This window comes from Streptomyces sp. NPDC029164, from assembly GCF_055563995.1.
Window position 1 is genome coordinate 48618 of the sequence record NZ_JBVHWW010000041.1, and the last position, 22611, is coordinate 71228.

General features: G+C 72.8%; 21 protein-coding genes and 7 tRNA genes. 13 read left to right on the plus strand and 15 right to left on the minus strand.

What is annotated here, in order from left to right; genetic code table 11:
- Window positions 1-37: 37 nt before the first annotated feature.
- Window positions 38-1228, minus strand: a complete 1191-nt coding sequence (locus tag ACZ4VT_RS31825) for a serine/threonine-protein kinase (protein ID WP_467954898.1) — start codon at window positions 1226-1228, stop codon at window positions 38-40.
- Between the two features lie 551 nt (window positions 1229-1779).
- Between ACZ4VT_RS31825 and ACZ4VT_RS31830 the strand changes: the two genes are divergently transcribed.
- Window positions 1780-1965 (plus strand): hypothetical protein, encoded by a 186-nt coding sequence (locus ACZ4VT_RS31830; protein WP_030706226.1) that lies wholly within the window; start codon window positions 1780-1782, stop codon window positions 1963-1965.
- Between the two features lie 281 nt (window positions 1966-2246).
- On the opposite strand, the gene ACZ4VT_RS31835 is transcribed toward ACZ4VT_RS31830, so the two are convergent.
- From ACZ4VT_RS31835 to ACZ4VT_RS31855, 5 genes are all read right to left on the minus strand, one after another.
- Window positions 2247-2318, minus strand: a tRNA-Val gene (locus ACZ4VT_RS31835).
- 53 nt (window positions 2319-2371) lie between these two features.
- Window positions 2372-2443, minus strand: a tRNA-Val gene (locus tag ACZ4VT_RS31840).
- A gap of 19 nt (window positions 2444-2462) precedes the next feature.
- Window positions 2463-2534 (minus strand) — tRNA-Val (locus ACZ4VT_RS31845).
- A gap of 1 nt (window position 2535) precedes the next feature.
- Window positions 2536-2609: transfer RNA gene (locus ACZ4VT_RS31850), tRNA-Cys, on the minus strand.
- A gap of 39 nt (window positions 2610-2648) precedes the next feature.
- Window positions 2649-2721 (minus strand) — tRNA-Gly (locus ACZ4VT_RS31855).
- Between the two features lie 180 nt (window positions 2722-2901).
- On the opposite strand from ACZ4VT_RS31855, the gene ACZ4VT_RS31860 reads away from it, so the two are divergent.
- The 3 genes from ACZ4VT_RS31860 to ACZ4VT_RS31870 are packed head-to-tail and all read left to right on the plus strand — an operon-like array spanning window position 2902 to window position 5688.
- The gene (locus tag ACZ4VT_RS31860) at window positions 2902-3984 is read left to right on the plus strand and encodes a chorismate-binding protein (protein WP_467954899.1); all 1083 of its coding nucleotides are present in this window, start codon (window positions 2902-2904) and stop codon (window positions 3982-3984) included.
- Window positions 3981-4802, plus strand: coding sequence for an aminotransferase class IV (locus tag ACZ4VT_RS31865; protein WP_467954900.1), 822 nt, complete (start codon window positions 3981-3983; stop codon window positions 4800-4802). Before ACZ4VT_RS31860 ends, ACZ4VT_RS31865 begins: the two co-directional genes overlap by 4 nt.
- A gap of 43 nt (window positions 4803-4845) precedes the next feature.
- Window positions 4846-5688 (plus strand): GNAT family N-acetyltransferase, encoded by an 843-nt coding sequence (locus tag ACZ4VT_RS31870; RefSeq protein WP_467954901.1) that lies wholly within the window; start codon window positions 4846-4848, stop codon window positions 5686-5688.
- 27 nt (window positions 5689-5715) lie between these two features.
- Here the strand turns inward: ACZ4VT_RS31870 and ACZ4VT_RS31875 are convergent, their stop codons facing one another.
- Window positions 5716-6210: a DsbA family protein gene (locus ACZ4VT_RS31875; protein WP_467954902.1), complete on the minus strand. Its 495-nt coding sequence runs from the start codon at window positions 6208-6210 to the stop codon at window positions 5716-5718.
- 194 nt (window positions 6211-6404) lie between these two features.
- Here ACZ4VT_RS31875 and ACZ4VT_RS31880 point away from each other — a divergent pair, with 194 nt between their 5' ends.
- Both ACZ4VT_RS31880 and ACZ4VT_RS31885 read left to right on the plus strand, forming a co-directional pair.
- Entirely contained in the window at window positions 6405-6866 is a 462-nt protein-coding gene (locus ACZ4VT_RS31880; protein WP_467954903.1) for a hypothetical protein, read from the plus strand.
- 123 nt (window positions 6867-6989) lie between these two features.
- Window positions 6990-7163, plus strand: a complete 174-nt coding sequence (locus ACZ4VT_RS31885; protein ID WP_199808009.1) for a hypothetical protein — start codon at window positions 6990-6992, stop codon at window positions 7161-7163.
- Here ACZ4VT_RS31885 and ACZ4VT_RS31890 read toward each other — a convergent pair.
- Together ACZ4VT_RS31890 and ACZ4VT_RS31895 are read right to left on the minus strand one after the other, a co-directional pair.
- A complete protein-coding gene (locus ACZ4VT_RS31890) occupies window positions 7104-7724 on the minus strand; it encodes a CGNR zinc finger domain-containing protein (protein WP_467954904.1) in 621 nt (206 codons plus the stop codon). The genes ACZ4VT_RS31885 and ACZ4VT_RS31890 overlap by 60 nt on opposite strands.
- Before the next feature lie 200 nt (window positions 7725-7924).
- Window positions 7925-8338 (minus strand): SsgA family sporulation/cell division regulator, encoded by a 414-nt coding sequence (locus tag ACZ4VT_RS31895; RefSeq protein WP_030011909.1) that lies wholly within the window; start codon window positions 8336-8338, stop codon window positions 7925-7927.
- A 177-nt stretch (window positions 8339-8515) separates the two neighbouring features.
- Here ACZ4VT_RS31895 and ACZ4VT_RS31900 point away from each other — a divergent pair, with 177 nt between their 5' ends.
- Together ACZ4VT_RS31900 and ACZ4VT_RS31905 are read left to right on the plus strand one after the other, a co-directional pair.
- Window positions 8516-9007, plus strand: a complete 492-nt coding sequence (locus ACZ4VT_RS31900; RefSeq protein WP_467954905.1) for a TIGR02611 family protein — start codon at window positions 8516-8518, stop codon at window positions 9005-9007.
- A gap of 46 nt (window positions 9008-9053) precedes the next feature.
- Window positions 9054-9125: transfer RNA gene (locus ACZ4VT_RS31905), tRNA-Val, on the plus strand.
- Window positions 9126-9172: 47 nt separating this feature from the next.
- On the opposite strand, the gene ACZ4VT_RS31910 is transcribed toward ACZ4VT_RS31905, so the two are convergent.
- Window positions 9173-11524 (minus strand): SCO7613 C-terminal domain-containing membrane protein, encoded by a 2352-nt coding sequence (locus ACZ4VT_RS31910; RefSeq protein WP_467954906.1) that lies wholly within the window; start codon window positions 11522-11524, stop codon window positions 9173-9175.
- A gap of 128 nt (window positions 11525-11652) precedes the next feature.
- Here ACZ4VT_RS31910 and ACZ4VT_RS31915 point away from each other — a divergent pair.
- A tRNA-Val gene (locus ACZ4VT_RS31915) sits at window positions 11653-11724 on the plus strand.
- 61 nt (window positions 11725-11785) lie between these two features.
- Here the strand turns inward: ACZ4VT_RS31915 and ACZ4VT_RS31920 are convergent.
- The gene (locus tag ACZ4VT_RS31920) at window positions 11786-12511 is read right to left on the minus strand and encodes a 3'-5' exonuclease (RefSeq protein WP_327412935.1); all 726 of its coding nucleotides are present in this window, start codon (window positions 12509-12511) and stop codon (window positions 11786-11788) included.
- 209 nt (window positions 12512-12720) lie between these two features.
- Between ACZ4VT_RS31920 and ACZ4VT_RS31925 the strand changes: the two genes are divergently transcribed.
- Both ACZ4VT_RS31925 and ACZ4VT_RS31930 read left to right on the plus strand, forming a co-directional pair.
- Window positions 12721-13323 carry a DUF4365 domain-containing protein gene (locus tag ACZ4VT_RS31925; protein WP_467954907.1) on the plus strand — a complete coding sequence of 201 codons (603 nt, stop codon included), beginning with the start codon at window positions 12721-12723 and terminating at the stop codon, window positions 13321-13323.
- Window positions 13323-14564 (plus strand): hypothetical protein, encoded by a 1242-nt coding sequence (locus ACZ4VT_RS31930; RefSeq protein WP_467954908.1) that lies wholly within the window; start codon window positions 13323-13325, stop codon window positions 14562-14564. The genes ACZ4VT_RS31925 and ACZ4VT_RS31930 overlap by 1 nt, the downstream gene beginning before the upstream one ends.
- 70 nt (window positions 14565-14634) lie before the next feature.
- Here the strand turns inward: ACZ4VT_RS31930 and ACZ4VT_RS31935 are convergent, their stop codons facing one another.
- Window positions 14635-15135 (minus strand): GNAT family N-acetyltransferase, encoded by a 501-nt coding sequence (locus ACZ4VT_RS31935; protein ID WP_467954909.1) that lies wholly within the window; start codon window positions 15133-15135, stop codon window positions 14635-14637.
- Between the two features lie 110 nt (window positions 15136-15245).
- On the opposite strand from ACZ4VT_RS31935, the gene thrS reads away from it, so the two are divergent.
- Both thrS and ACZ4VT_RS31945 read left to right on the plus strand, forming a co-directional pair.
- Entirely contained in the window at window positions 15246-17222 is a 1977-nt protein-coding gene (thrS, locus tag ACZ4VT_RS31940; RefSeq protein WP_467954910.1) for a threonine--tRNA ligase, read from the plus strand.
- 82 nt (window positions 17223-17304) lie between these two features.
- Window positions 17305-17865 carry an HIT family protein gene (locus ACZ4VT_RS31945; RefSeq protein WP_467954911.1) on the plus strand — a complete coding sequence of 187 codons (561 nt, stop codon included), beginning with the start codon at window positions 17305-17307 and terminating at the stop codon, window positions 17863-17865.
- Here the strand turns inward: ACZ4VT_RS31945 and ACZ4VT_RS31950 are convergent, their stop codons facing one another.
- From ACZ4VT_RS31950 to ACZ4VT_RS31960, 3 genes are all read right to left on the minus strand, one after another.
- Complete coding sequence (locus tag ACZ4VT_RS31950; RefSeq protein ID WP_467954912.1) at window positions 17866-18288, minus strand: DnaJ family domain-containing protein; 423 nt, start codon at window positions 18286-18288, stop codon at window positions 17866-17868.
- A 76-nt stretch (window positions 18289-18364) separates the two neighbouring features.
- Window positions 18365-20026 (minus strand): hypothetical protein, encoded by a 1662-nt coding sequence (locus tag ACZ4VT_RS31955; protein WP_467954913.1) that lies wholly within the window; start codon window positions 20024-20026, stop codon window positions 18365-18367.
- Between the two features lie 141 nt (window positions 20027-20167).
- The gene (locus tag ACZ4VT_RS31960) at window positions 20168-22372 is read right to left on the minus strand and encodes an elongation factor G-like protein EF-G2 (RefSeq protein WP_467954914.1); all 2205 of its coding nucleotides are present in this window, start codon (window positions 22370-22372) and stop codon (window positions 20168-20170) included.
- Between the last annotated feature and the right edge of the window lie 239 nt (window positions 22373-22611).

The following is a 22611-nucleotide window of genomic DNA, read 5'->3' on the forward strand; positions in this document are numbered from 1 at the left end:
GGCCGGCCTGGACCAAAGCCCGGGCCTGGGCCCAGGCCTAGAGCTTCTGGGCCGCGGCGATGCCCAGCGCCACGATCAGCGTCACCAGGACGAACACGATCAGCCGCTGCCGCATCAGCCGGGGGTCCGGCCGTGACGGCCGCCGCCCGGTCCCCGTCGTCCTCGGTGCCGGGCGGCCGCCCGTACGGCCCGAGGTCGGCCGGGAGGACGGGCCGCCGGGGTGGCGCGGATTGCGGGAGGACGAGGGCCGCGAGTGCGGCCCGCCCGGGGATCCGCCCGTGGCCCGGGGCGCGGTGGAGCCGCCGGTACGACGCTCCGTGCGCTGCTCCGCGTAGTCCTCGGGGAGCCGGCCCGTCGGCCGCTCGGTCCGGGCCCGCTGCGCCGGCGGGCGGCCCTCCGACAGCCCCTGTGCCTCGCGGGCCGCGATCTCCTTGAGCCGCATCGACAGCTGGAGCGTGCTGGGCCGCTCCTCGGGATCCTTGGCCAGGCAGGCCCGTACGAGGGGCGCCAGCGCGTCCGGGACCCCCTGGAGGTGCGGCTCCTCGTGCACCACGCGGTAGAGCATGACCTCGGAACTGCCGTGCCCGAAGGGCGAGTCGGCGGTCGCCGCGTAGGCGAGGGTGGCGCCGAGGGCGAAGACGTCCGTGGCGGGGGTGACGGCCGCGCCGCGCACCTGCTCGGGCGCGAGGAAGCCGGGGGAGCCGACGGCCGTACCCACATGGGTGAGCGTGCTCGCCCCGGTGGCCCAGGCGATCCCGAAGTCGATGATCCGCGGGCCCTTGGGCGAGAGCAGGATGTTCGAGGGCTTGAGGTCCCGGTGGACGACCCCCGCCTCGTGCACGGCGACCAGCCCCTCGGAGAGCGCGGCGCCGACGGCGGCGATCTGCGCGGCCGTCAGGGGGCCCTCCTCGGCCACCTTGTCGTGCAGCGAGGGCCCGGGTACGTACTGGGTGGCGAACCAGGGCCGCTCGGCCTCCAGGTCCGCCGCCACCAGCCGTGCGGTGCAGCCGCCCCGGATCCGCCGGGCGGCGGACACCTCGCGGGCGAACCGCGAGCGGAACTCCTGGTCCTCGGCCAGGTCCGGCCGGATGACCTTGAGGGCGACGCGCTGCCCGCGCCGGTCCGAGCCCAGGTAGACCACGCCCATGCCGCCGGCACCGAGCCGCCGGTGCAGTCTGAACGAGCCGACGACACGCGGGTCCTCGCGCCGGAGCCGCATCATCGCCATGTCCACCCCGCTGACCGGTCGTCCTGTTGACGTGGCACAGCTTACGGACCATCCGGCATGCGTGCTCAGAGGCCGCGCCCTCGCCGTGGGATTCGATTGTCAGTGCGGCACAGCACACTTGAGGGAGCATCAGGGGCGCCCGTCGGCAGCGCGCAGCGGGTGCTCCGTACGCCCAAGCGGCCCTTGGACCAAGGGGGTTGAGGCTCGGGGGCGGGTGTGGGAGCGCCCGGGTGCACCCGGGCGCCGACCACGCGCGAGTGGATCTTGCCGAGGGCCGGTGGACGGACACGCATCAACAGGGAGTGAAGGAAGTGAGAGAAGTCACTACCCTCCGGTCATCCCCTCCGGGAAGACCCCGACAGCGGGGGAGCGGCCTCCACCCAGGGGAGTACACGGACGAGGCCCCGTCATCCTCCTGGAGGCCCGGCAATGGGTACGAAGGCATGAGGCCAGGGGCCGTCCGCCCGCCTAGTGTTGAAGACAAGCGGCGGGTGGCGCACTCGTCCCCCGAGGTCACAAACCCGCCGCTGCCAAACGACAGGGAGAGGGCCATGGCGGACATCGCACGGCAGGGACGCAAGGCATTCGCGTTCAACGGCCACGAGTCCGGTACCCGCCACCCACTGGTGGCCGCGGCCATGGTGCTCCCCCTGGCCGCCCTGCTGCTCTTCCTCTTCGGAGGCTTCGATCAGCTGGCGGCACAGGCGTCGTCCGTGGGTCTGATGCCGGGGCGCTGAGCGGCGCCCCGGGCCCGGGAGAGCGGTCCGGGCCGGGACATCGGTGGTCGAACCCCGTGGGGACGGGGGAGCGACGGACGGACGGCAGGTGAAGGGTGCTGCCCGTACGACTGGGGAGTCGGACGGGCAGCACCCTTTTTCGTGCCCTTTTCGTGCCCTTTTTCGTCCCCTGCATTCCTGGCCTGCATTCCTGCCCCACGTTGGCGGACCGCGTTTCGGACCGCGGGGGAAACGGGAACGCGAAAGCCCCGGCCGAGGTGACGGTCGGGGCTTTCGTTCGGTGCGCGATACTGGGATTGAACCAGTGACCTCTTCCGTGTCAGGGAAGCGCTCTCCCGCTGAGCTAATCGCGCGGGAACCACGGCTCGGAAGCCGCAGGTCAGGCAAGTGAATGCCAGGTACTGCGTGCGCGATACTGGGATTGAACCAGTGACCTCTTCCGTGTCAGGGAAGCGCTCTCCCGCTGAGCTAATCGCGCGGGGATCCTTGCGGATCAGTGGACGATACTGGGATTGAACCAGTGACCTCTTCCGTGTCAGGGAAGCGCTCTCCCGCTGAGCTAATCGTCCTTGGAGGTGGAGACGGGATTTGAACCCGTGTAGACGGCTTTGCAGGCCGTTGCCTCGCCTCTCGGCCACTCCACCATGGAGCTGCAGGGGTTCTCGGGAAGATCCCCCACTTCGAGCGGACGACGAGACTCGAACTCGCGACATCCACCTTGGCAAGGTGGTGCTCTACCAACTGAGCTACGTCCGCAGGTCACCGCGTTCACTCCGGGGTGTTGCCCCTTCGCTCCCTGGCGACGAGTTGAACTCTAGCGGATTCCCGGGCCAGCTCAAAAACGCGTTTCCGCAGCGTGCTGCCGCTCGATCACCACAGGTCACCCCGCCGTCACCCCACCGGCGCCGCGTCGTCACCGGTCATAGACTCGCAGCCGTGCACGACCTGCCCCCCATGGCCCGCTTCGGCGGCCTCCTCGCGACCGACCTCCGGGACGTCACCAGCGATCCCGCAGCCCTCGACTCCACCGGCTTCTGGGCCGTGGCCGCCGGCTTCGAAGGGCGGCTGGTCTGCGCGCGCTTCGGGGACGTGCGCCCCGACCCGGTCCCCGCACCGGTCCCGGGCGCCTGGCGAGGCCCCGACGCCGACCAGTGGACCTCCTCGCTCGACCGGACCGCGTACGTCGACGGCGTGCGCCGCATCCGCGAGCACATCGCCGCGGGCGAGGTCTACCAGGCCAATCTCTGCCGCGTGATGTCCGCGCCGCTGCCCCACCCCGACCGCGCCGACGTCGACGCCCTCACGGCGCTCCTCGCCCGCGGCAACCCCGCACCCTTCGCAGGAACGATTCGGCTGGCCGCGCACGGCGTGGAGATCGCCACCGCCTCCCCGGAGCTCTTCCTGCGCCGGACCGGCCGCCGCATCGAGTCCGGCCCCATCAAGGGCACCGGCCGCACCGCCGCCGACCTGCTCCCCAAGGACCACGCCGAGAACGTGATGATCGTGGACCTCGTACGCAACGACCTCGGCCGGGTCTGCGCCACGGGCTCCGTCACCGTCCCCGAGCTGTGCGCCGTCGAGGAGCACCCGGGCCTGGTCCACCTCGTCTCCACCGTGAGCGGCGAGCTCGCCGACGGCGCCGGCTGGCCCGAGCTGCTCGCCGCCACCTTCCCGCCCGGCTCCGTCACCGGCGCGCCCAAGTCCTCCGCCCTGCGGATCATCGAGGCCCTGGAGACCGCCCCGCGCGGTCCCTACTGCGGAGGCATCGGCTGGGTCGACGCCGACCGGGGCGCCGCCGAGCTCGCCGTCGGCATCCGGACCTTCTGGATCGACCGCGAGACCCCCGGCGGACCCAGCCTGCTCTTCGGCACCGGCGCCGGCATCACCTGGGGCTCCGACCCCGACCGCGAGTGGGCGGAGACCGAACTGAAGGCCGCCCGGCTGCTGCGGGTCGCGGCGGGCCACGAGAGCACCGGCATCCAGGGGGCGAACGGGACGATCGGAAGGACCGCACCATGAGAATCTGGCTCGACGGAGCGCTGAAGGACGTGGACAGCGCGCACGTGTCCGTCCTCGACCACGGGCTCACCGTGGGCGACGGCGTCTTCGAGACGCTGAAGGCGGAGCGCGGCCGGGCCTTCGCCCTCACCCGCCACCTGGAGCGGCTGACCCGATCCGCCCGGGGACTCGGCCTGCCCGACCCCGACCTCGACGAGGTGCGCCGGGCCTGCGCCGCCGTACTGGAGGCCAACCCGGTGGAGCAGGGACGGCTGCGCCTCACCTACACCGGCGGGGTCGCCCCGCTCGGCTCCGACCGCGGCGACGCCGGCACCACCCTGATCGCCGCCGTCGCGCCGTCCGCCCGCCGGCCGGACACCACCGCCGTCGTCACCGTCCCCTGGGTGCGCAACGAACGCTCCGCCGTGGCCGGCCTGAAGACCACCTCGTACGCGGAGAACGTGGTCGCGCTCGCCGCCGCGCACCGGGCCGGGGCCTCCGAGGCCCTGCTCGCCAACACCGTCGGCCGGCTCTGCGAGGGCACCGGCTCCAACGTCTTCGTCGTCATCGACGGGGAACTGCACACCCCGCCCCTGAGCTCCGGCTGTCTGGCGGGCATCACCCGGGCCCTCCTCGTCGACTGGGCCGGCGCCAAGGAGACCGACCTGCCCTTCGAGGCGCTCGAACAGGCCGAGGAGATCTTCGTGACCTCCTCCCTGCGCGACGCCCAGGCGGTCGTCCGGATCGACGACCGCGAGCTGGGGACGGGCCCCGGGCCGGTCACGGCCGAGGTGATGCGGATCTTCGAGGTGAAGGCCGGATCGGACATCGATCCGTGAACCCTGGTGACGCGAAGCCGCCGGGCAGGTAGAACTCGAAGTGATGACCACCACCCTGCGGCCCGCGCAGCCGCTCCAGCAGCACAGTGACGGAACCCGCTCGCGGACCTACGAGGTGCGGGTCAACAGCCGGCACGTCGGCACGCTCGAACTGGCCACCAGGTCCGCCGCCCAGCCCGGGACCGGCGAGATCCGGGACCTGTGGATCGACGAACCGGACCGCCGGCGCGGGCGCGGCACGGTCGCCGCGCTCGCGGCCGAGGAGGTGCTGCGCTCCTGGCGCTGCACCTGTATCGCCGTGTCGGTGCCCGCCGACGCCGCGCCGGCGCTGCGGATGGCCACCGCCCTCGGCTACCGGGAGGCCGGCCGGGTCATGGTCAATGAGCTGCCGGCCGAACCGCCCGCGCTCCCGGCGGGCAGCACGGGCCGCCCGATGACCCAGGCGGAGTTCGACGCGTGGCTGGAGGTGGAGATCGTGGAGTACGGTCCCCGCCTCGTCTCCCCGGGCATGACCGCGGAGCAGGGCGTGGCCGCGTCCCGCGCCGAACACGCCCGGATGCTGCCGGCGGGGCGGGAGACCCCCGGCACGGCCTTCCACGTGGTGGAGAGCCCGCAGGGCGCGATCCTTGGCAGCGTGTGGGTGGGGGAGCGCGCACTGCCCGGCCTCGGCACCGTCCCCTACGTGTACGACGTACGGGTCGAGCCCGGACACCGCGGTCGGGGTCACGGCCGGACCCTCATGCTGCTGGCCGAGCACAGTGCGCTGGCCGCCGGGGCCCGGCACCTGGGGCTGTACGTGGTCGAGGGCAACACCCCGGCCCGGCGGCTCTACGAGTCGCTCGGCTACCGGGACACCTCGGTGAACGCCGTCAAAGAGCTGATCTAGAGCCCGGGAGCCCGGGAGCCCGGGATGTCAGGAACCGAGCAGGCGGTCGGCGATCTCCTCGATGCGGGCGCGCAGGCCGTCCTGGCTCTTGCCGCCATCGAGGCGCTCGCCGTCGATCACGTACGTCGGGGTGCCGGTCACGCCGATCGCCTTGCCCTCGGCCTGGTCGGCGTCGACGATCAGGATGTGCCGCCCGTCGATCAGGGCGGTGTCGAACTCCTCGACGTCCAGGCCCAGTTCGCGTGCCACGTCCAGCAGCACCGGCTCGCCGCGCTCGGCCAGCTCGGCGGTGCGCGCCAGGACGGCCTCCGTGTAGGGCCAGCCCTGCCCCTGCTCGACGGCCTCCTCGGCGGCCTGCGCCGCGGCGAAGGCGTGCTTGTGCTTCTCCAGGGGGAAGTGGCGCAGCCGGATGTCCAGCCGGTCGCCGTAGCGGGCCCGCAGGGCGCGTACGTCGTCCAGGGCGCGGTGGCAGTCCGGGCACTGCAGTTCGCACCAGACGTCGAGGATCACGGAATCGGTCATACGGACAGTCTCCCAGCCCCCGCCCGGCCCGCCGACCGGGACCTGATCGGCAAGACCCCCCTGGGGAGGAGGCGCGACCCGGAGATGTCCCGGAGATCCGTCCGGGGGCGGCCGTGGACCTGGCCCCCGCGGCGACGGGCGGTGCAGGATGGACAGGGACAGATCGCCTTGCCGCCGACAGTCCGGAGGACCGCATGCTTGCCGAGACCATTTGCTCCGCGGTGTCCGCGGCGGGCCTGGGCATCGCCGCGCTGACCGCCTACCGCAAGCGCTTCCTGGCCGCCGCGCGGATCACCGCGTACGCGCTCATCCCCATCGGCCTCGTCCTGACCGGCGTCGTCGAGTGGGTGTCCGGGATGGTCTTCAAGCCGACCGTCTGGGCCGGCTTCGGGCTGCTGGCGCTGTCCTGGGCGCTCTTCGCCGCCACGCGGGCCGTCGAGCGCCGCCGCCTCGGCGCGTCCGGGGGGCCCGCGCCGAAGAAGGTCAAGCGGGGCCGGGCCCCGGAGGCCGTGGCCCCGGCCGCCTCCGCGCCGTCCCTCGGCTCCGCCGGAACCGGGGCGCAGCGCGAGCCCGCGGCGGGCCGCAAGCCGGCCGCCGCCGCTCCCGCGGACGACTTCTCCGACATCGAGGCCATCCTCAAGAAGCACGGCATCTGACCCGCGTCCGACCCGTGTCCGACCCGCGCCGACTCACGAGTCCACGAGATCGGGCGAACTGCCGCACGGTTGTTGGCGTGTTGAGGCGCGGACGGCCGTTCGCTGCGCCATCATCGCCCCGACATGCTCGAGACATCGCAGAGTGAGCCCTCGGTGCCCGTGCCGGTACCCGCCCCCGTCGCGGAGGAGCCGCGAGGCTGCCTCTTCGCGCTCTCCCAGCCGCCCCTGATGATCTTCCTAGCGGTGATCGGCATCCTGCTGCTGCTCGCCGCCGTGCACGACCTCTTCATGCTCTGACAGCCCCGCGTCGGCCTCCTTGCGCCGGGCCCGGTACGCCGCGACGTGCAGCCGGTTCCCGCAGGTCCGGCTGTCGCAGTAGCGCCGGGAGCGGTTGCGCGACAGGTCCACGAAGGCGCGCCGGCAGTCCGGGGCCTCGCAGCGGCGCAGCCGTTCCGTTTCGCCGGAGACCACGATGAAGGCCAGGGCCATGCCGCCGTCGGCCGCCAGGTGGTCGTCCACCGACGCGCCCGGCGCGAAGTAGTGGACGTGCCAGTCGTAGCCGTCGTGGTCGGTCAGCTGCGGGGTGGTCCCCGCGGTGGCGACGAGCTCGTTGACGAGCGCGGCCGCCGCACGCGGGTTCGGCGCGGCGAAGACCTGGGCGAACTTGGCGCGCACCGTCCGTACGCCGGCCAGGTCGCGGGCGCCGAGCTCGCCGACGTCACTGATCGCGTACTCCTGGACGAAGCCGCGCAGTGCGCCGACGTCCGAGAGTCCGTCGGGCTGGTCGGTTTCGGCCGCTGTGTTCACCAGCGCGACGACGACGTCGAGCGCGCGACGGGTGTCGTGGGGGATCTGCACGGGGGGTCTCCCTCGGGGGCCGGGCCTGCGGCGACGGGAGGCCCGCCGCTGCCGCCCGACTCTAGCGGGTCCCCCGACAGCACACCGGCGCCGTCCTCGCGGATGGATTCCGCGGGAACAGCGCCGGCACTGCCGTATGTGGTTGTCCGACCCGCACCGTCGCCCCGAGTCGGACGGTGTCGAGCGGCTGTAGGCCTGGCTCAGCTTTCGGCCAGGATGTGGGAGAGCTCCTTGTCGAGGTCGAAGTGCCGGTGCTCGGTACCGGGTGGAACCGCGGCGTCCGTCCGCTTGAGGAACGACTCGAGTGCTCGGGCGGGTGCTTCGAGCAGTGCTTCTCCCTCCGGTGAGCTCAGGGCGATGCAGACGACGCCCTGACCGTGGCTGCGGGACGGCCAGACGCGGACGTCGCCGGTACCGGTGGGCCGGTGGAGGCCCTCAGCGAGGAGGTCGCGGGCGAATACCCATTCGACCGTCTCCTCGGCGCCGGTGTGGAAGGTGGCGTGCACGGCGTAGGGGTCGGCCGTGTCATACCGCAGGCCCGCGGGAACAGGCAGTGAGGACTCGCTCGACACAACGAGGCGCAGGTGCAGCTCGCAGCTGACCGTGGTGTTCATAAGCGCCAGGGCCTTTCGCTCAGTGTGCGCTCGGGGATTCGCACGTCGGCGAAATCGACATGCCACCTACGGTGCCGTTGTAAACCCCTCTGACCGTTTTGCGGACCTCTGGGTCCCTCGAACGGCGGATCCAAACCACCATTCACGTGTGCTTCCGGCTCCGGTAGATTCGACCCTATGAATACGGGGAGTGACCGCGGAACCAACGAGTCCGCCGCCGACGAATCCGCCGTGCGCGCCACGGGAGCCACCGAGGGTGCGCAGGCGGCGGAGGCCGCGGAAGACGCGGCGCAGACGCCGCACGTATCGAAGGCGCCCGCCTTCATCAAGGCCCGCAGGAGCCTGCACCTGAGCTGGCAGGTCGGCGTCTTCGTGGTCGGCCTCGCCGTGATCGCCGCCGGTGTGGCCATGCTCGTCCTGCCCGGCCCCGGCTGGGTCGCGATCTTCGCGGGCCTGGCGATCTGGGCCACCGAGTTCGCCTGGGCCCACCTCGTGCTGCGCTGGACCAAGCGCAAGGTCACCGAGGCGGCGCAGAAGGCGCTCGACCCGAAGGTCCGCCGCCGCAACATCATCCTGACCAGCGTGGGCCTCGTCATCGCGGGCGCGCTGATCGGCTTCTACCTGTGGAAGTACGGGCTCGTCCTGCCCTGGAACCTCAAGGACCAGTGATGGTCAAAGAGCACCGCTGACATGCGGTAATGTTTGCGGTGCGTCCGGGCGATTAGCTCAGTGGGAGAGCACTTCGTTCACACCGAAGGGGTCACTGGTTCGAACCCAGTATCGCCCACCCGGACCAGAGGCCCGGAGACTTTCACAGTCTCCGGGCCTCTGGCGTTACCGCAGCCGTCCGATCGCGTCCCGCAGCCGCCGCGCATCGCGCAGCCGCCTCTCGTACGTCGCTCCCACCGCCAGCAGCAGCAGACCCGCCAGGGCCGGCGGCACCCAGCGCGGCAGCGCCCCCGCGGCCTGCACCACGTACGGGGCCAGCTCGTGCACCGCCACCACCGCCAGCACCGCAGCGCCCAGCAGCAGCGGGGCCTGCAGCCGCCGCCGGGCGCCGATCAGGGTCAGCGCCAGCGCGGCCAGCCCCAGCAGCAGCGGACGCACCCAGTCCCCGTCCCCCAGGGCCGCCAGCAGGCTCGGCAGCAGCGTCGCCGCCAGACCCGGGCCGTACGCCGTCCAGGACGAGGCCTCCGGGTCCCTGCGGCGCCGCAGGAAGCCCACCACGAGGGCCGGCACCGTCACCGGCAGCGTGTAGGCCTCCGGCGTCGTGACCCCGGCGCCGGCCAGCCGGACCCAGGTGGCCGCCACGAACAGCGCCCCCGCCGCCCAGCCCACCGCGCGCCGCTCCGGGCGCACCGCGGCCCCCGCGCACACCACCCCGGCCAGGGCCAGGACCAGCGCCAGCGTCCCCGTCCGCCCGGCCGACAGGGCCACCGCCAGGGCGCCCGCCACGGCCGCCGCGATCTCCACGGGCACCCGTACGCCGCCCAGCCGCGGCCCGAGCGCCGCCGCCAGCGCCGGGACCGCGAGCACCGGCAGCGCCCACCAGACCACCGCCAGATCCGTCACCGCGGCCGCCGCCACCAGCACCCCGGTGGCGTACCCGACGGCGCACACCGCGGCCCCGTCCCGCAGCCGGCGCGGAGCGGGCCCGTACGCCGCCCCCACGGCGCAGGCCGTGCCCAGCAGCCCCCACACCGCGAAGGTCGCCGCCCGGCCGTCCAGCGCGCCCACGGACACGTTCGCGGCGCCGACCAGCGCGCACACCGCCGCCGCGATCCCGGCGCCGCGCGCCGGGGAGCGCACGGCGAGCACCCCGGCCGCGCCCGTGACCGCCAGCTGGGCGGCGAACACCGCCGCCGCCGGGAAGCCGGGCAGCACGGGGGCCGTGAACAGCCCCGCCCAGGCCAGGACCACCGCCACCACCCCGGGCTCCGGCCGCGCCAGCACCCGGGACAGCCACCAGGCCGCGCCCGCCGCCGTCAGCAGGACCAGCACGCCCGCGGCGCCCGGCGCGTACGCCGCCGGGGCCGGGGTCGTCGCCGCCCACACCTCCTCCAGCACCCGGAGCCGGGCCGGCAGCGCCGGAACCACCGCGGCACCGGCCGCCAGCGCCGCCAGGGCCGCCACCGCCACCCCGGCCCGCGCCAGGCCGCGCCGTACCGCCGCCGGGAGCGCGGAGACGCGTACCGCCGCCAGCAGCGGCAGCGCCACCAGCAGGTGCACCAGCACCACCCACGCGCCGTCGCCGGCCGAATCCGTCAGACCCGGCAGGGCCAGAGCGCCCAGCGCCACCACCGCCGCCAGACCGCCCACCAGCGCGGCGACCCAGGCGCGCGGCTCCCGCCAGGCCGCCGCGATGCCCAGGGCCGCGCCCGCCAACAGCAGCGCCGCCGGAGCCAGGACCTGCCCGGCCGAGCCGGCCGACCCCGCCGACCAGGACTCTGTCACCCCGATCAGCAGCGCCACCGCGGTCAGCGCGGCCGCCGGAGCCGCCGCCGCACGGACCCGCAGGGCGAGCGCCGCGTCCAGCGCCGCCGTCGCCAGCAGCGCCCAGCCGAGCCCCACCGGGCCCGCCTGCACGGCCAGCGCCGCCAGCGGCAGCGGGAACTGCGCCGCCAGCACCGCGGCCGGCAGCGGGAGCCGCAGCTTCCGCAGGGCCGAGCCGTACCCGGCCCAGGCCGCCGCCAGCACCGCGGCCGCCCCCGCCGCGTACCCGAAGCCGTCGGCGTCCGGCATGCCGACCGCGTACAGCGCGTACGCGTCCAGCACCGTCAGCAGCAGCCCCACCGCGGCGACCGACTCGGCCGTCGACCCCAGTCCCCGGCGCAGCAGCGGCACGGGCGCGAGCAGCGCCGCCGCCGTCACCGCGGCCAGCACCGCCGAGCGCCCGGCGATCCCCATGGACCCCCAGCTGACCAGCGTGAAGGCCAGCGCGGCCACGGCCAGCAGCACGGCGCCCAGGGTGAGCAGCACGTTCTGCGCGCTCGGAGCCGAGGTCTCCTTCGGCGGTCCGGCGGGCACCGGCCCCCAGCCGGCGGGAGCGGGTGCGGGGCCGGGCTGCCGGAGGATGCGCAGCAGCCAGTCCCGGCGGGCCAGCAAATGGAGCCGCCGGGCATCGAGTTGTGCCAGCTCACGGTCGATGAGCGCCAGCTCTTCGGCCGGCGGCAGAGGGGTGTTCATACCGGGAGTGTGGCGCCGGTCACCCCGTCAGGACATGGGCGTGCGTACTCAGATCCGCACTGAGTACACACAGGCAGGGAAGCGGTTTGAACCAGCCGCGAGCCTTCTGTATTGTTCAGTGCGTTCCCGGGCGATTAGCTCAGCGGGAGAGCACTTCGTTCACACCGAAGGGGTCACTGGTTCGATCCCAGTATCGCCCACCGGGACAGGCCGGTCCGTCGGAAGACGGACCGGCCTTCCGCATCTACGGGGCCCCGCGCGCTACGCCGCCGTCGACAGGTCCGGCCGCAGCGGCCAGTGCGGATCGACCGGCTCCGGCGTCCCCTGCCGCGCGAACCACGCCTGCAGGCCCCGCGCCTGCGCCGCGTGCCAGACCGCCTGCAGCGTGTGCAGCTCCGCCGGCGACAGCCGCTCCAGCCGGGCCGCGAACCGGCGCCCCACCGCCCGTACGAGCTCCAGCGAGGCCATCGCGTCCGCCGCCGCGTCGTGCGCGCCCTCCAGCTCGATGCCGTAGTGCGCGCACAGGTCCGTCAGCGTCCGCCGCCCCTTGCGGTACCGGTCCAGGTGCTTGTCCAGCACCCGCGGATCCAGCACCGTCAGCGGCCGGTTGTCCAGGTACCGGGCCAGCGAGGAGGCCCGGTGCCGGCGCAACTCCCGGTCCAGCAGCGTCAGATCGAACGGCGCGTTCATCACCACCACCGGCCGGCCGGCCACCTGCTGCTCCCCGAGCGCACGCGCTATCTCCTCCACCACCGGCGCCGGCCAGCGTCCGTGACGCTGCAGGTGCTCGTCGGTGAGCCCGTGCACTTCCGTCGCCCCCGGGGGCACCGGAACGCCGGGATTGACCAGCCAGCGAGTGGTGCGGACCCGGCCCCCCGCACACTCCTGCACGATGAGCGCGGCGGACACGATCCGGTCCTGCTCGACGTCCACCCCGGTGGTCTCCGTGTCGAATGCGGCCAGCGGGCCCTCGTACCAGCGTGTCATGGCGAACTCCTCGTCCCCGGTCGGCAGATGGGGCGCACCCGGATCACGCCACACCTTCGCCCGCATCGGTGATACCCGGGCTGTTTGCCCCGTACGCCGTTTGCGGGGACCCGGGTGCGGCAACAACACCCTTGGGGGGCCGCACACATGACCGGTCATCACCCCACCCACCACCGACGGCAGAGCCCGGAAGGCATGGGGAGCCGGCCATGGCGCTCGCGCAGCCCGAACCGGGCGGGGTGCTGGCGGGGCAGATCGATCCGCGCACCGGAACACCGGACGACGCGCGGAGCGGACCGCTGCGCGGCACACTCGCCACCACCGCCTGTATGGAGACCCTTCAGGTGGGATACCTGCACGCCGTCGCCGCAGCGGCCGGCTGCTCGCTCTCCCAGCCCTTTCCGGACAACGGCATCGACTGGCACGTCAGCCACGGCGCCTCCGAACACGTCGTCGACGACGAGGTCACCATCAAGGTGCAGTTGAAGGCGACCTACCAGATACCGCCCCGGCCGGCCGGGCCCACCTTCGCCTTCACCCTCGACAACGAGCACCTGGTGAAACTGGCCCGCACGCCGGTCGCCGTCCACAAGATCCTCGTCGTGATGCTCGTCCCGCGGGAGCGCGACCAGTGGCTCGCCGCCGGGCACGACCGGCTCGACCTGCGGCACTGCTGCTACTGGACCAATCTCGCCGGACACCCGGTGACCGGCCGGCGCCGGACCACCGTACGGATCCCGACCACGCGGATCTTCGACGACCGGGCGCTCTGCGAGATCATGACCCGGGTCGGGTCGGGAGGGACACCCTGATGCACTGGCACTCACCGAACCTGGAACCGCTGCCGTCCCCGGACTACGGCGGGTTCGCGGACTCCGCGCACCCCGCCGCCCCCGATCCCGCACAGGTCGATCCGGCCGTGCTCGGCGCGCTGCTGCACCGGCACGGCTGGCTGCGCCGGGGCGGGGCCGCCGGACGCTACGGCCGCTGGACCCCGCCCGCCACGCACCCCACGGCCCGCGCCGCGACCAGCCTGCTCGTCCCCGAGAGCCGCGCCTTCCCCGACTGCGCCGACCTGCTCGAAGAGGCGATCACCGCGCTCACCCGCAGCGGCCTGCCCTCCGCGCGGGAGGTGCTCTACGGGCTGAGCGTGCCCAGCGACGAGATCCGCTGGGACCGGGAGATACCGCAGGGGGCGTACGGACTCCAGGGCGAGGCCGCGTGGACGGTGCAGGAACAGCTGCGCTCGGCCGCCCGCCAGCTGCTGCTCGCCGGAGCCCTGGCCGAACGGGCCCGCGCCGGCTACTACGGGGCCCGGCACCGGACCCAGGCCGAACGGGCCCTGGACGGGGTGCTCGTGGGCCCGCACCCGGGCGGCCGGCGACTGACCGCGTACGTCCCGGTCGACGGCGGCCGCGGCATCGTCACCCGGCTCCACCACGCCCTGCACGCGGCCCGCGAGGCCGTGGACTACCGGCGGGCCACCGGCGGCATGGAGGCCTTCGACGCCGCGGTGCGGGCCGGGGTCAGCCGGGAGCTCGCCGAGGCGCTGATCGCGCTGGTCCGGGGCTCGGAGGGAGCCCGGATCGCGCTGGCCTGGGCGCCGGCGGCGGGGGTCCCGGCGGGCTGCGCGGCCCGGCCGGAACCGGTGGAGTTCTCACCGGGCGACCTGCCGGTGCTGCGGGACGCGGCGGCGCGGTACACCCGGGACGAGCCGGCCGTCCAGGTCCGCATCGCGGGGGCGGTGGTCCGGATGCGGCGCTCGGCCCCGGGGGGCGGGGGCACGGTCCGGCTGCGGGTCCTCGCGGGGGCGGAGGTCCCCTACGTACGCGCCGCGCTGGACGAGGAGGCGTACCGGGTGGCGGGGCACGCGCACCTGGTGGGCCTGCCGATCCGCGTGGGCGGGCGGCTGCAGCGGCGGGGTGGCTTCCGCCGGCTGACGGACGCGACGGGGGTGGCGCCGGTGCCGCTGGACGAGGTCGAGCGGGACCGGCTCATGAAGGCGCTGGACGAAGCGTTCGATCCTGCGGATGTGCTCGCGGCCGATGAATAGGTGCGGCGCCGCCACCGGGGCTCCGCTCCAGACCCCGCGCCTCAAACGCCGGCGGGGCTGAAAGAACGCCTCAAACGCCGGCGGGGCCGGATGGTGCGGCGCGGCTGGAACGGAAGGCGGCCATCGTCAAGCCCGGGGCGGGGGAGAAGTCGGCGCCCCGGGTGAAGCCCAGGTGTTGGTAGAGGGAGATCGCGGGGGTGTTGGCGGCGCCCGTGGTGACCTTGACGGGGCGGCCCGGGAAGAGGTCGGTCAGGACGTGGCGGAGGAGCAGGGAGGCGATGCCCCGGCGGAACCAGGCCGGGGACACGCAGACGCGGTCGAGGGAGACGTCCCCGCCCGGCTCCTCCTTCCAGGCGAGGAAGCCGGCGAGCTCCCCGCCCCCGTCGCAGACGGCGCCGATCCAGTTCAGCTCCTGCGCGCGCATCTGCGCGAGGCTCTCGCCCAGTGCCGGGATGCCGTCGAAGCCGATCAGCTCCGCCTCGACCGCGTACGCCGCCCGCCCGATCCGGTGCACGGCCGCCGCGGTGGCGTCGTCGGTCAGGTCCAGTCGGCGTATCCGTGTGCTCGGCATGCCGCCCAGGCTCGCACAACCGGTAACCGTTTAGCGGCGCGGCCACTCCGCTCGGTACGATTCACGCGCGCAGTGTTCGCTCGCGCACCCCCAGAGTTCAGGAGAGACCGGTGTCAGACGTCCGTGTGATCATCCAACGCGATTCCGAGCGGGACGAGCGCGTGGTGGCCACGGGCACTACGGCGGCCGAGCTCTTCGCCGGCGAGCGCACCATCGTCGCCGCGCGCGTCGCGGGTGAGCTGAAGGACCTCGCGTACGAGGTGCGGGACGGCGAGACCGTCGAGCCGGTGGAGATCTCCTCCGAGGACGGCCTGAACATCCTGCGCCACTCGACCGCGCACGTCATGGCGCAGGCCGTGCAGGAGCTCTACCCCGAGGCCAAGCTGGGCATCGGCCCGCCGGTCCGCGACGGCTTCTACTACGACTTCGACGTGGCCCGGCCCTTCACCCCGGAGGACCTGAAGGCCGTCGAGAAGAAGATGCAGGAGATCCAGAAGCGCGGCCAGCGCTTCTCCCGCCGCGTCGTCACCGACGAGGCGGCCCGCGAGGAGCTCGCCGACGAGCCCTACAAGTTGGAGCTCATCGGCATCAAGGGCGCCGCGTCCACCGACGACGGCGCGAACGTCGAGGTGGGCGGCGGCGAGCTGACCATCTACGACAACCTCGACGCGAAGACCGGCGAGCTGTGCTGGAAGGACCTCTGCCGCGGTCCCCACCTGCCCACCACCCGCAACATCCCGGCCTTCAAGCTCATGCGCAACGCCGCCGCCTACTGGCGCGGCAGCGAGAAGAACCCGATGCTCCAGCGCATCTACGGCACCGCGTGGCCGTCGAAGGAGGAGCTGAAGGCCCACCTCGACTTCCTCGCCGAGGCCGAGAAGCGCGACCACCGCAAGCTCGGCAACGAGCTGGACCTCTTCTCCATCCCGGACGAGATCGGCTCCGGCCTCGCCGTCTTCCACCCCCGTGGCGGCATCATCCGCCGCACCATGGAGGACTACTCGCGCCGCCGGCACGAGGAGGAGGGCTACGAGTTCGTCTACTCCCCGCACGCCACCAAGGGCGCCCTCTTCGAGAAGAGCGGCCACCTGGACTGGTACGCGGAGGGCATGTACCCCCCCATGCAGCTCGACGGTGGTACCGACTACTACCTCAAGCCCATGAACTGCCCGATGCACAACCTGATCTTCGACGCGCGCGGCCGTTCGTACCGTGAGCTCCCGCTGCGCCTGTTCGAGTTCGGCACCGTGTACCGGTACGAGAAGTCCGGCGTGGTGCACGGCCTGACCCGTGCCCGCGGCTTCACCCAGGACGACGCGCACATCTACTGCACCCGTGAGCAGATGGCGGAGGAGCTCGACCGCACGCTCACCTTCGTGCTGAACCTGCTGCGCGACTACGGTCTGACCGACTTCTACCTGGAGCTGTCGACCAAGGACCCGGAGAAGTTCGTCGGCTCGGACGAGGTCTGGGAGGAGGCCACCGCGGTCCTCCAGCAGGTGGCCGAGAAGCAGGGCCTCCCGCTGACCCCCGACCCGGGCGGCGCGGCCTTCTACGGCCCGAAGATCTCCGTGCAGGCACGCGACGCCATCGGCCGCACCTGGCAGATGTCGACCGTGCAGCTGGACTTCAACCTGCCGGAGCGCTTCAACCTCGAGTACACCGCCCCGGACGGCTCCCGCCAGCGCCCGGTCATGATCCACCGTGCGCTGTTCGGTTCGATCGAGCGGTTCTTCGCCGTGCTGCTGGAGCACTACGCGGGCGCCATGCCGCCGTGGCTGGCCCCGGTCCAGGCGGTCGGCATCCCGATCGGTGACGGGCACGTCGAGTACCTGCAGGAGTTCGCCGCGGCGGCGAAGAAGCAGGGTCTGCGGGTCGAGGTGGACGCCTCCTCCGACCGCATGCAGAAGAAGATCCGCAACCACCAGAAGCTCAAGGTCCCCTTCATGATCATCGTCGGTGACGAGGACATGGCGGCGGGCACCGTCTCCTTCCGCTACCGCGACGGTTCGCAGGAGAACGGCATCGCCAAGGACGAGGCCCTGGCCAAACTGGCCAAGGTCGTCGCGGACCGCGTCCAGGTCTGATCCGCGCGCCGATCCGTACGACGAGGCCCCCGGGAAGTGATCACTTCCCGGGGGCCTTCCTCGTGCGGGAAGGCAAGGTCATATGCTTGCCGCCATGACGATTGAGCCGGAGCAGCAGATCGGTGTGGGCACGCAGGACGCGTTCCAGCGTCTGTGGACGCCCCACCGGATGGCCTACATCCAGGGGGAGAACAAGCCGACCGGCCCGGAGGCCGGGGACGGCTGTCCCTTCTGCGGGATTCCGGAGATGTCGGACCAGGACGGCCTGGTCGTGGCCCGCGGCCGGCACGTCTACGCCGTGCTGAACCTCTACCCGTACAACGGTGGCCACCTGATGGTCGTCCCGTACCGGCACGTCGCCGACTACACCGAGCTCGACGCGCTGGAGACGGCCGAACTCGCGGACCTCACCAAGCGGGCGATGGTCGCGCTGCGCAAGGCCTCGGGTGCGCACGGTTTCAACATCGGCATGAACCAGGGCGCCGCCGCCGGGGCCGGCATCGCCGCGCACCTGCACCAGCACATCGTGCCCCGCTGGGGCGGGGACACGAACTTCATGCCGGTCGTCGGCCACACCAAGGTGCTGCCGCAACTGCTCGCGGAGACCCGCCAGATGCTCGCCGACGCCTGGCCCGTCGACTGATCAGCCGGCCGGCCGGTCCCCGCGGGTGCCGCGGCTCTCGCGCCACGTCTCCAGCAGGGCCTCGACGTCGAACTCGGTCAGGCCCAGGGGCGGTCCCGGCGGGGGCCTGAGCAGGGCGGCGCGGATCTTCTCGTTGACCGCCGTGAGGATGTCCCGCACCTGAGGCTCGGAGCGGGCCGCGAGGGCGGCCTCCCCGGCGTCCTCCGCCTCCTTGCGCAGCGCGAGCGCCGGAGGCAGGACGGCGAACCCCTCGCGGTGCAGCTTGCCCTTGATCCACCACAGCTCGTCGTACGGCGCGTCGAGGGAGGCCACCGGCTTCCCGTAACCGGGCAGGTTCTCGAATTCGCCCCGCTCGGCGGCCTGTCGGATCTGCCGGTCCACGAAGGACTCGAAGCTGACGCCAGGCGGTTTGCGCTCGGTCACGGCCGCTCCTCCGGATCGTGGGGCGCTGCCCCCTGCCCCTGCCCTGTCCGCGCCTCCAGCCAACCCACGCGCCGGTTCAGGCGTCGTAGACGTCTGCCTTGCGCGGCGCCGGCTCCTGGATGAGGCCGCTCATGATCGAGGAGCGGTTGGTGAAGCGGTCGGTGTCGACTCCGTTCTCCTCGAGCACCTTGAAGGTGGCGGCGTGGATCGACCGCAGGACCGGAGCCACCGTGCGCAGGGCGTCGTCCGCCATGAAGCGGTGGCGCCACATCGAGCTCGCCCAGACGTGCCGCAGGCCGAAGGGCTCCGGCAGGACCAGCTTGCCGCCGAAGAAGTCCAGGATCGGCGGGTACCAGGTCAGCGGGGCCCGCACGGCCAGCCGTACCACTTCCTGGACGTCCACCAGCGGCAGCGGGCGCTCCACGGTCTCCCAGAAGCGGATGCTCTTGGGCACCTCCACCACCGGGGCCGCGGACTTCGTCGTGAACAGGCCGTGTACGGGGCCCAGGGCGTGCGCGGTGACGTCCACGCGCAGGGTCTTGTAGAGCACGGTGACCGTGACCAGCATGTTGATGACCAGCTGACCGTCCCAGAGCGGGTACTGGATGCCCAGGTAGTGCCGGTTGCCGGCGCTGAACTGCTGCTCGTTGCAGATCCGGGTGATCTCGTGCGGCTTGATGAGGAAGGCGTCGACGTTCTCGCCGGTGGGGCGGGCCACCTCGCCCGCGCCCTCGCCGATCGGGGTGACGATCCAGTGCTGGATCGCGGCGGGCGGGAAGCCGCCGGTGTGCAGCGGGCCCCGCTCCAGCTTGCGGAGCTGGGCGTCGATCGCGCGTATGACGTCCCAGCTGCGGAAGGGGTGGATCTCCATCCCCTCGTTCTTGGGGGCGAGCTCCTCGGCCATCTGCCAGCTGCCCCAGCGGGTGCCCATGCCGAGGATGCCCTTGGGGCCCGCGTAGAAGACCTGGTTGCTGCGGTCCTCCGCGGTGAGCTTGGCGAGCTGGTGGCGCAGGTCCTCGCGCGCCTTCTCGTCCGGGTTGCCGGGCACGGCCTCCGGGATCTTGGCGCCGACCCCGCCGCCGGCGAGCAGCCCGTCCCAGCGGGCGCGCAGGTCCCGGGCGGTGGCCTCGCAGGTCCGGCGGGCGAGCAGCCAGCCCAGGGCCGGGGCGATGACCATGCCGCGTGCGTAGAGGCCGAGGAAGCCGGTGAGCGGCAGCCTGAACATCAGCACGGCGGCCACGATGCCGACGCCGACCAGGACCGCGGTCCCGATCCAGGAGCCGCGCCCCTTGCCGGCCAGGCTCTTGCGGAGCTGGAACAGGCCCAGCCAGAGCAGCAGGCCGGGCAGGAACAGCACCCCGCAGACCAGCGTGATCAGCCGGAGCCTGCGGTCGCGCTCCTTGCGGATGCGGGAGGCGGCCAGGCAGTGCTCCACCACCGTCTGCGGATCGGCGCCGAAGGACTGGATCAGCGGCTTGCGGCCCGACCCGAGGGTGCGGGCCTCGACGGCCCGGCAGAAGGCCTCGCCGAGACTGGGCTCGAAGAGGGAGAGCTTCGGGGGCTTGACCGTGGCCGGGTGGAGCTCGCTGTTGGCGGTGAGTATCTTCTCCAGCTTGCTGTCCTTGCCGCCGTCGCGGTACGCGGCCGAGGCGAGGGCGTTGGTCGCCGCCGTCTGCCCACCGCCACCCTGGAGAGGAATCTGCGCTCCGGGCCTGAAGTCGAATCCGTCGTCCGCCACCGCTGCCCCCATCGCTGTGCGTTCGTGCTCTTTTGGCGCGCCGATGAGCCTATCGGCGGATCTCGCCCCATGGTCATGGGACAGGGAAATGCCGCCCACCGCAAGCTGGTTGGGTGGGCGGCCTTCCCGACGCTATGTCAACTAGCTTCCCTTCTCGCCCCGTTCGCGCACCTTTTCCGCGATCTGGGGTGGCATGGGCTCATGGCGGGCGTAGGCCCGGGCGAAGCGGCCCGTGCCGTGCGAGACGGAGCGCAGTTCGACGGCGTAGCGGCCGATCTCGATCTCGGGGATCTCGGCGCGGACCCGGGTGCGCCCCGGGCCGGCCTGGTCGGTGCCGACGACGCGGCCGCGGCGGCCCGCGAGGTCGCTCATGACCGGGCCCACGTACTCGTCGGGGATGAGGACGGCGAGCTCGGCGACCGGTTCGAGCAGGTCGATGCGGGCCTCGGCGGCGGCCTCGCGCAGTGCGAGGGCGCCGGCCGTCTGGAAGGCGGCGTCGGAGGAGTCCACCGAGTGGGCCTTGCCGTCGAGGAGGGTGATGCGGACGTCGACCAGCGGGTAGCCGGCCGCGACCCCGCGGGCGGCCTGGCCCCGTACGCCCTTCTCCACGGAGGGGATGAACTGGCGGGGCACGGAGCCGCCGACCACCTTGTCGACGAACTCGATGCCGCTGCCCGGCGGGAGCGGCTCCACCTCGATCTCGCAGATGGCGAACTGACCGTGGCCGCCGGACTGTTTGACGTGCCGGCCGCGACCGGCGGCCTTGACGCCGAAGGTCTCGCGCAGGCTCACCTTGTGCGGGACGGCGTCGACCTGGACGCCGTAGCGGGTGCGCAACCGCTCCAGGGCGACGTCCTGGTGCGCCTCGCCGAGGCACCACAGGACGACCTGGTGGGTGTGCGGGTTCTGCTCCAGCCGCATGGTGGGGTCCTCGGCGACGAGCCGGGCCAGGCCCTGGGAGAGCTTGTCCTCGTCGGCTTTGCTGTGGGCCTCGATGGCGAGCGGGAGCAGCGGGTCGGGCATGGTCCAGGGCTCCATGAGGAGCGGGTCTTCCTTGGCGGAGAGGGTGTCGCCGGTCTCCGCGCGGGTGAGTTTGGCCACGCAGGCCAGGTCGCCGGCGATGCACCGGGTGAGGGCGCGCTGCTGTTTGCCGAAGGGGGCGGTGAGGGTGCCGATCCGCTCGTTCGCTTCGTGGAGGGCGCGGCCCTCTTGGCCGCGTTCGGCGAGCCCGTGCCCGCTGACGTGGACGGTCTCCTCGGGGTTCAGGGTGCCGGAGAAGACGCGGACGAGGGAGACGCGGCCGACGTACGGGTCGGAGGAGGTCTTGACGACCTCGGCGACGAGGGGGCCGGCGGGATCGCAGGTGACCTCGGGACGGGCGGAGCCGTCGGGCCGGGTGACGGTGACGGCGGCGCGTTCCAGCGGGGTGGGGAAGCCGCCGGTGACCAGTTCGAGGAGTTCCACCGTGCCGAGCCCCTGGCGGGCGCCGTCGGCGGCGGGCGCGGCCATCAGGACGGGGTGGAAGGTGCCGCGGGCGACGGCCCGCTCCAGGTCGTCCACGAGGGTTTCGACGTCGATGTCCTCGCCACCGAGGTAGCGGTCCATGAGGCTCTCGTCCTCGCTCTCGGCGATGATCCCCTCGATGAGGCGGGAGCGGGCGTCGGCGATGAGGGCGAGCTCGGTTGGGTCCGGGTCGCGCTCCACGCGCTCGCCGGAGGAGTACGCGTAGACGCGCTGGGAGAGCAGGCCGAGGAGGCCGGTCACGGGGGCGTGGCCGTCGGGGCCGGCGGGCCCGTGCAGGGGGAGGTAGAGGGGGATGACCGCGTCGGGGTCGTCTGCGCCGAAGATCTCGCCGCAGACGGTGGTCATCTGGGCGTAGTCGGAGCGGGCGGCCTCCAGGTGGGTCACGACGATGGCGCGGGGCATGCCGACGGCCTCGCACTCGTCCCAGACCATGCGGGTGGCCCCGTCGATGCCGTCCGAGGCCGAGACGACGAAAAGGGCCGCGTCCGCGGCGCGCAGACCGGCCCTGAGTTCCCCGACGAAGTCGGCGTATCCGGGGGTGTCCAGAATGTTGATCTTGATTCCGCCCCATTCGACGGGGACGAGGGAGAGCTGGACGGAACGCTGCCGGCGGTGCTCGATCTCGTCGTAGTCGGAGACGGTGGCGCCGTCCTCGACGCGGCCGGCCCGGTTGACCGCTCCGGCGGTCAGGGCGAGGGCTTCGACCAGGGTGGTCTTGCCCGATCCGCTGTGGCCGACCAGCACGACGTTCCGGATGGAGGAGGGGCGGTCGGCCGTCAGTGCCCTGCCCGCGGCTCCGGCTTGGTGTGATGTGGCTCCCATGGTGCTCGTACCTCCCGGTGGTGACGGTGAGGAGGGTGGGTTCCTTGATCGGTTTCCCGATGGGTTTCGTGATCGGTTCCCCGCGCGCTTCCTCGGATGAGGAACACGGGGTTCTTCGAGCTTTGCACTGGTGTCACACCGCGTCCATACGTCGTACCGGGCACGTACCCGGGGCGCACAGGAGGCCGTCCGTGACGTGAAGTACGTCTTACACGGCACGAACCGGTGGGTGCGCGGCG